6 protein-coding genes are annotated in these 6,451 nt (G+C 60.4%); 3 read left to right on the top strand and 3 right to left on the bottom strand.

The features are described from left to right. The first annotated feature begins 140 nt into the window (after nt 1-140). The 3 genes from QMX97_RS15770 (at nt 141) to QMX97_RS15760 (ending at nt 2,799) form a co-directional block, all read left to right on the top strand. Complete coding sequence (locus QMX97_RS15770; protein WP_282397215.1) at nt 141-1,310, top strand: MFS transporter; 1,170 nt, start codon at nt 141-143, stop codon at nt 1,308-1,310. Nucleotides 1,311-1,364: 54 nt separating this feature from the next. Then, nucleotides 1,365-2,312, top strand: coding sequence for a hypothetical protein (locus tag QMX97_RS15765; RefSeq protein ID WP_282397214.1), 948 nt, complete (start codon nt 1,365-1,367; stop codon nt 2,310-2,312). 106 nt (nt 2,313-2,418) lie between these two features. Continuing rightward, complete coding sequence (locus QMX97_RS15760; RefSeq protein ID WP_282397213.1) at nt 2,419-2,799, top strand: helix-turn-helix transcriptional regulator; 381 nt, start codon at nt 2,419-2,421, stop codon at nt 2,797-2,799. Nucleotides 2,800-2,847: 48 nt separating this feature from the next. On the opposite strand, the gene QMX97_RS15755 is transcribed toward QMX97_RS15760, so the two are convergent. The 3 genes from QMX97_RS15755 to QMX97_RS15745 form a co-directional block, all read right to left on the bottom strand. Then, nucleotides 2,848-4,350, bottom strand: a complete 1,503-nt coding sequence (locus QMX97_RS15755) for an amidase family protein (RefSeq protein ID WP_282397212.1) — start codon at nt 4,348-4,350, stop codon at nt 2,848-2,850. 126 nt (nt 4,351-4,476) lie between these two features. After that, entirely contained in the window at nt 4,477-5,169 is a 693-nt protein-coding gene (locus QMX97_RS15750) for a hypothetical protein (RefSeq protein ID WP_282397211.1), read from the bottom strand. A 156-nt stretch (nt 5,170-5,325) separates the two neighbouring features. Next, entirely contained in the window at nt 5,326-6,384 is a 1,059-nt protein-coding gene (locus QMX97_RS15745; protein WP_262134373.1) for an MBL fold metallo-hydrolase, read from the bottom strand. Nucleotides 6,385-6,451 lie beyond the last annotated feature (67 nt).

The raw sequence follows: 6,451 nt of genomic DNA, 5'->3' as shown, positions 1-6,451 counted from the left end.
GGCTTGCTCGCGAATGCAGTGTGTCAGCGACGAATGTACCGACTGACCCGCCGCATTCGCGAGCAAGCCCGCTCCCACAAGGGATCTGTTGTGTATGAAAGATCGTAACCTGCCTCAAGAATAAGGACATCCGCCCCACCGTGGCCATCTACTCCCTGGTAATCCGCCGCCTGATGATCTGCTCGGTGACCATCGTGGTCAGCCGCGCCATGACCAGCCCCTTGCTGGCCCTGCTGTTGAGCACCCGCCTGGGCCTCAACCAACAGGACATCGGCCTGCTGATGGGGATTGCCGTCTTCATCGCGACCCTGCTGGGCCTGTATGGCGGCTACATCATCGACCGCCTGGAAAAGCGCAAGCTGCTGATCCTGGCCATGCTCTCCAGCGCCATCGGTTTTCTGTTGCTGACCTTTGCCAGCAACCTCTACCTCACCACCTTGACCCTGGTGATCACCGAAGCCGCGTCGGCGCTGTTCCTGATCGGCTCCAAGGCGATCATCAGCGAGAATCTGCCGGTGGGCGACCGCGCCAAGGTGTTTTCCCTGCGCTACACCCTGACCAACGTCGGCTACGCCACCGGCCCGATGGTCGGCGTGGTGATCGCCGGACACATGCAGCTGGCGCCGTTCCTGATCGCCAGCGCCATCGCGTTTGGCAGCGTATTCCTGATGATCGGCATCCCGCCGACCCAGCGCGACGACAGCAACAAACCCCTGAGTTTCCTCAGCACCCTGCGCACCTTGCGCAGTGATCGCACGTTGATCCTGTTTACCAGCGGCAGCCTGCTGAGCACCATTGTCCACGGGCGCTATACGCTTTATCTGTCGCAATTTCTGCTGGTTGCCTACAAACCTGCCGAGGCGCTGAAGATTTTGTCGGCGGTGCTGGCCTGCAACGCCATTACCGTGATTTTGATGCAGTACCAGATCGGGCGTTTTCTCAAGCGTGAACAACTGCGCTACTGGATCGTGCTCGGCACCTTGCTGTTCATCCTCGGGTTGATCGGTTTCAGCCTGGCCGACAGCCTGCTCACCTGGTGCCTGGCGATGTTTGTGTTCACCCTGGGCGAAATGATCATCTACCCGTCGGAATTCCTGTTCATCGACACCATCGCCCCGGATGCACTGCGCGGCAGTTACTACGGTGCGCAGAACCTGGCAGCATTTGGCGGCGCGATGAGCCCGGTAATTTGCGGCTACCTGCTGATCAATGCCGCGCCGACCAGCATGTTTTATGCGCTGGGTGCACTGACGGCCATCGGCGGCACGCTGTGCTTCTTGAGCGGGCGGCGGGTCGCAGTTTCTTGCTGATATTTACGCGGGATCCGGCTATTAATAGCGAAACCTCTCACGGACCCGAGCCCCATGAAATTCGACACGGCCTACAGCCTGAGTCTCGATGACAAGCTGTCGATCTACGACGTACGTGACCTGAATTTCGACGAAACCGTCGCCTTCGATTCCGACCAGGACAGTTTCCTCTGCCCCAACGATGACTGCCGTGCAGCCTTCGAGGCGGGCAATGTGTTGAGCACGTTCAACGCAAAGAACGTCAACTACCTGCGCACCCCGCACTTCAAGAACACCCCGAGCACCCGGCATATCGACGGCTGCCGTTACGCCAGTACCCACAAAACCGTGACCGGCGAAAATGACGACGAGCGCGAGGAAAACTTCCCATCGGAATTTGTCCTGACAAGGCGTACGTACGCGGCTAAAACCCCGGTTACCAGCCCTCAAGGACAACTCCCACAGGGCCCTGAGAAAACGCCGTCAAGCCGCACCAGCCCGTCCGGCAGTTCCCACGACACCACCCCGGACAAAACCAGCGTGTTTGCCCACCCGGTGGAATGCTTTGTGTCGAATATCGACGACAAGGACAAGCTCAAAAACATGCCGCTGAAGATCGGCGAGCACACCGCGACCTACTCGACGTTCTTCAAGAAGATCGAATACCTTCAGGACAACAAGGGCCTGATCTACTGGGGCAAGATCAAGGCGATCAAGGACTACACCAGCAGCTTTCGCATCGACTTCGACAAGAAGGTGTGGCTCGACAAGAAGCCCTATTCAGTCAACGTCTACCTGAGCAAAAAGCTCATCGAGAACTACCGCAAACGCTCAGTATTCCTGGAGCAGATCAGGGCGGCGGCAGACAGTGACCGGGCGTTGTACTGCTTCTTCTACGGCGTGACGCCGGAGCTGAAACAGGTACCGAGCAAGAAAAACCCCGAGCAGACCTTCGCGGTGTTCAGCGCGAATATCGAAAACCTCGATCACCTGCTTATTCGCGAGGCGCCGGCACTGGAATAAAGGGGGGCTGAAAAGCCATCAACAAAATCCAGTTGATGAGCGGTCAAAACAACTGTACAAAAACACAGTATAGTTTGTCCTCCCCGTCGAACCCTGGAGAAATTCCATGTCCTCTCTGGCAATGCGCTCTTTCGTCGATCAGCAGATCGTCCTGCATCAATTCACCGCCAAACACAGCGTACAGGCCCGCGCGATGCTGGGCTGGAGCCGCGAAGACCTGGCGCGCCAGGCCGATGTGACGGTGGAGGCCCTCCAACAATTCGAAAGCCTGGGCGACGTGGGTGATGAAACCCGCCTGGCCGTGGCGTTCCGCCTGGAGGCCGAAGGGCTGGTGTTTTTCCCGGGGTTTGCGCCGGGGTGGGGCATGAGCGTGCGCAGGTTCGATACCCACCCGACCGAGCCCGCAGCACCCACCATCCTTTCGCGGCTGATGGGCTCAACTGCGACATCCATTGACTCAGCCACGCCCCAACCGAATGGCGCGTAAGGTCCAGCCGGACCACCACAACCCGGCCGCGCGCGGCAGTGTGTAGCTTCAGAGCCTGGGGTTGACCATCGCCTGGGCCGCCTGCTCATACCCATGGGCCACCGCCAGCAAGGTCGGTTCAGCCCAGCGGGTGCCGAAAAAGTAGGCACTGGTGGGCAGGCCGTCCTCGTTCGTTCCGGAAGGCACCGTGATCCCCGGGTAACCCGCAGCGGCCACGCCGAAATAAGCGTTGGTCTCGAAGTCGGTCACCATGGCATCAAGGTTTTCTGCCTTGATCGGATCATCCACCGTGCTGCGAAAATCCTCGATCAGCTCGTCCCACAGCGGCTCTCGTTGGTCCGGCGTCAAAGTGGAGGCAGCGATTTCCTTGAGCATCGGCTGGTGATCGGTCTCGGTGCCGTCGCGGTCTTCATTGAACTTGATCAGCTCCGTCAACGACTTGACTGGCAATCCGCGGCGTTTGGCCAGGTAAGCATTCATTTCCTCCTTCACATCCGAGAGCAGCAACTCCTCATAGCGTGATGCGTCGGCCAGGCGCATGTCGACGGGCACAAGAACCGCGCCTTGATCACGCAGCACCTCAAGTGTCCGCGTGAATGACGCACTGTTGACCACAGGCAGGATTTCGCCGTTTGCACTGAACGTCGTCGGATAACCAATACGCTTGCCCGTCAACGCGCCGGGTACCAGCAACCGCGTGTAGTCCACGCCCTCGGGAGCGCCCACGCTATGCGGGTCATCAGGGTCGCGGCCTGACATGGCATTGAGCATCAGCGCCACGTCATACACCGAGCGTGCCATCGGGCCCGGCGTGTCCTGTCGCCGGCTGGCCGGAATGATGCCGTTACGGTCCAGCAAACCGACACTGGGCTTGAGCCCGACCACGCCGTTGAGTGCCGCCGGTACGATGATCGAACCATTCGTCTCCGCCCCGACTGCCAAGGGGGCCAGCCCGGCGGCGACCGCGGCCGCCGAACCGGAACTGGAGCCCCCCACGTCAGCATCTGCCTGATGCGGGTTAAGTGTTTGCCCGCCCCGGCTGCTCCAGCCATCGGGCGCGCCACGAAAGCCCGCGAGTTCCGTCATATTGGTTTTCCCCAGGATCACCACGCCCTGTTTGATCAGGTTATCGACCAGCGGGGCGTTCTTGCCGACAGCCTCACCCACCAGGCCGAATGCTCCCGCACTGGTTTGCATGCCGGTGGCTTCGAGGGTGTCCTTGAGCAGGATGGGAATACCATGCAGCGGCCCGCGCACCTTGCCACTGGCGCGCTCCTGATCCAACTCGCGAGCAGTGCGCAGCGCATCCGGATTGAGCTCAATCACGGCGTTCAATTGCGGGTCGAGCTTGAGAATGCGCTGTTGCAGGTAGTTGACCAGGCTCACCGATGTGAGTCCGCCGGGCCTGGCCATGTGCGCGCCGAGCTCGCTGACACTGAGGTACTCGGTACCTGGGGCTACGGATTTTGAAACTGCGGGCACAGGGTCGACAACCCAGGACTGCGCGACTTGCCGAACGACAGCCCCTACACCGTATACAAGACCGATCATAAGACCTCTTCAGGATTAAGAAATGACGAGGGATCGACGTTGATCCATCACCAGTCTAAGAAGGCCTCGCGCCCCAGGCAGCCCGACCCAAGGCGCTCACGGCGTAGGATTAGTCAACACAACCGGTCACTGTAATTGCACCGGTGCCGGCATCAGGACTTGCGCGCTGCGGTATTCCTGAACCAGCGCCTGCAGTGCATCCTTCGACCAACGCGCACCGTAGAACCACACCGTCGCGCCCTCTTCGAGTGGCTCGCCATGCACCGGGTAGCCGGTCCAGCAGGCCGCATGAAACGCCGCGCTGCGGCTGTCCGACACCAACGCATCCAGTCGATTTTCACTCACATGCGCGTCGATTTCGTTGCGGGTGTGCAGGTCGAACAGCAGGCTGTCATCGCTACGCTGTGCAAGCACTGGCACCAGTTGCGCCCCGGCCCGGCGAAGCACGTCCAGCGCGTTCAGGAAGGCGGTGGTGTGCTCCAGCGGCTCGCCCTGCACAAACCGCTCGGCGAAGCCGATGCGCCTGCCCGCCAATGCCTGGCTGACCGCCAAGACGTTGTTGTTCTGCACCAAGGGCACTTCCACCATTACCGGCCCCGAAGGGTCAACGCCACTCAAGGCAATCAACGATAACGACGGATCACGCACCGGTTTCAGCGGAAGAGCCGGAGAGGTGTAGCCAGGGATCGGAATGCGGCCTTCAGGGTGGGCATGAGACTGCGGGTCGCTGCCAAAGGCGATACCGTGCGCACTCGCCGGTTCGTTAAGCAGCTGTTTGAGGAGGGGCGCCGAGACTGCCGACTCGAGTAGCGCTGACACCGCGTGCCCGGTCGGGCACGTGCCCCCATGCCAAGATGTCCTACCTTTGCCTTCCATAAGAAGTACCCCCGAAAAACCGACTTCCGGGGATCATCGCACCCTTGGCTGGCGTCTGTCGCAGCCCTGAAACAGCTTGAAAACTCCTTTTCCCACAGCTCAGCTCAACAGGCGCTCCTGGGCACCTTGGGTTTCCACGTCCAGCCACCACGCGTTGCCACGTTCCGGCTGGTTCAAACTGAACGCCTGCCCCATCGCCGGCGTTGTAATCGAGACATTGCGTTCCCAGGCCAAGGCCATGATGCGATCAAACGGTTCGTGCCAAGCATGGAATGCCAGGTCGAAAGTGCCGTTGTGGATCGGCAGCAACCAGCGGCCCTTGAGGTCGATATGCGCTTGCAGGGTTTGCTCCGGCTGCATATGCACGTGCGGCCAGTCGACGTTGTAAGCGCCGGTTTCCATCAAGGTCAGGTCAAACGGACCGTACTGCTCGCCGATGCGCTTGAAGCCATCGAAGTAGCCGGTGTCACCGCTGAAAAAGATCCGCCGTGCGCCGTCGATCATCACCCAGGAACACCACAAGGTCTGGTTGGCATCGAACAGGCCGCGTCCGGAAAAGTGCTGCGCCGGCGTGGCGACAAAACGCAGGCCATCCACCTCAGTGCCTTGCCACCAATCCAGTTGCCGCACCTTGCTGGCATCCACGCCCCACTTGATCAGCAGATCGCCCACGCCCAGCGGCGCAAGAAAGTGCCGGGTCTTGTCGGCCAATTGGATGACAGCCTTGTGATCAAGGTGGTCGTAGTGGTTGTGGGAAAGAATCACTGCCTCAAGCGGCGGCAACTCTTCAAGGCTGATGGGCGGCTGATGAAAACGCTTGGGGCCGGCCCAACTGAACGGTGAGGCACGCTCGGCAAACACCGGGTCGGTCAGCCAGAATTTGCCGCGCATTTTCAGCAGCACCGTGGAATGCCCCAGGCGGTACACGCTGTGATCCGGCGCCGCCAGCAACTGCTCGCGGGTCAGCGGCTGCACCGGGATCTGCCCCACCGGCCGCGTGCTGCGCGGTTTGTTGAACAGCATGTTCCAAAAGATACGCAAGGTTTTGCCAAAGCCGCCGTGCTGCACCGGGGCGTCGTTGCTGAAATGCCCCTGGTCCTGCTCGGCAGGCTTGGGCGCCGCAGGCGAAGGCTTGAGACGGCTTGAAATCGTGGCCATAACTGAGAGACTCCTACCGATCGCGCATAAAATTACACTGCACAGTGTAGTTTCTAGATTGCAACAA

Source organism: Pseudomonas sp. PS01298 (assembly GCF_029959745.1).
In the GTDB taxonomy this organism is placed as follows: Bacteria; Pseudomonadota; Gammaproteobacteria; order Pseudomonadales; family Pseudomonadaceae; genus Aquipseudomonas; species Aquipseudomonas aylmerensis.
The sequence above is the reverse complement of the archived record's forward strand: the minus strand, read 5'-3'. Positions and strand labels throughout refer to the sequence as shown.